Consider the following 1,058-nt stretch of genomic DNA (forward strand, 5'->3'; position numbering starts at 1 on the left):
CGACGAGCTGGGCGAGGCCGCGCGACATGGAGCCGAAGAAGCGATGGCCGTTGTCGACGAGCTCCTCCGGCCGAAAAGTGCCGGGCCGGCCCTCGACCGCCTCGACGGCACGTGCCGAGACTCCGATGAGCAGCGTCCCGGCAAGGCCTGACAGCATCGCGCGGCGGGTCGGGACGGCGGGCGCGGATTGGGCGCCCCGGATGTTCGACGACATGCCTCGTTCCTCCTCGTGACCACGGACTGTTCGTTGCGCTGCTAGCGTCGCGCTAACGTGCACCGGTCTAGGACCGTAAGATCGGCAGCCACCAGACAGGCTACCCACCGGCGCCCGCATCGGCCGTGCGCCGGCATACCCCGCGACCTTCGATCGAAACAAAGCAAGATGTGGTTAACGCGCCGTCACCTGCTGATCCTCGCGGCTTTCTCGCCCGCGACGGCCGCGCGCGCGACGAGCCTCCTCGCTCGGCCACCCGGCCCGATCGCCCTGGAGGGCTTCGATCCGGTGAGCTACTTTCTGGGCACGCCCGAGCCTGGGCACGCAGCCTTCGAGACCGCCTGGGCCGGACGAACCTGGCGCTTCGCGCGTGCCGCCAACCAAGCGGTCTTTCGAAGCGATCCCGTTCGATACGCGCCGCGCCTCGGCGGGTTCGACCCGATCGGCATCCTGGGCGGCCGCCTCGTCGACACCGATCCGTCGATCTTCGTCTGCCTTCCGGACGGGGAGGGGCTTGCCCGGCTCTACCTGTTGCGCACCGCCGAGCACCGGGCGCGCCTGCTCGCGGAGCCCGCCTTGGCCGATCAGGCGGAACGGCGCTGGCCGGACCTGCGGGACCAGATCGAACGGGATTTTCCGGACTAGGGGGCTTTCGCCGAACCGGTGCCCTTTTCGGCGAATGACGCACAAGCAGGAGCCGGGGCGGCGTTCGCGCCCCGCAGCGCCTTTTAGGCGCGGACCGGGCTCTCGCCGCCCACGGCGTGCCGAGCGCCACGGGCAGCCGGGCTCCGTTCGGGCAGAACGAGGTCGTCCGCGTAGCCCGCGTGGCCGAGGGCCGCGAAGG

General features: G+C 70.9%; 1 protein-coding gene and 1 pseudogene. One reads left to right on the forward strand and one right to left on the reverse strand.

Features of this window, described 5'->3' with window-relative positions:
• Positions 1-214: pseudogene (locus tag MFF30_RS24215) on the reverse strand (DUF1134 domain-containing protein); the annotation flags it as partial.
• Positions 215-382: 168 nt separating this feature from the next.
• Between MFF30_RS24215 and MFF30_RS24220 the strand changes: the two are divergent.
• On the forward strand, positions 383-859 hold the full coding sequence (locus tag MFF30_RS24220; protein ID WP_238282730.1) for a YHS domain-containing (seleno)protein: 477 nt from the start codon (positions 383-385) through the stop codon (positions 857-859).
• The last annotated feature ends 199 nt before the right edge of the window (positions 860-1,058 follow it).

Origin of the sequence: Methylobacterium goesingense, from assembly GCF_022179225.1 — a bacterium.
GTDB lineage: Bacteria > Pseudomonadota > Alphaproteobacteria > Rhizobiales > Beijerinckiaceae > Methylobacterium > Methylobacterium goesingense.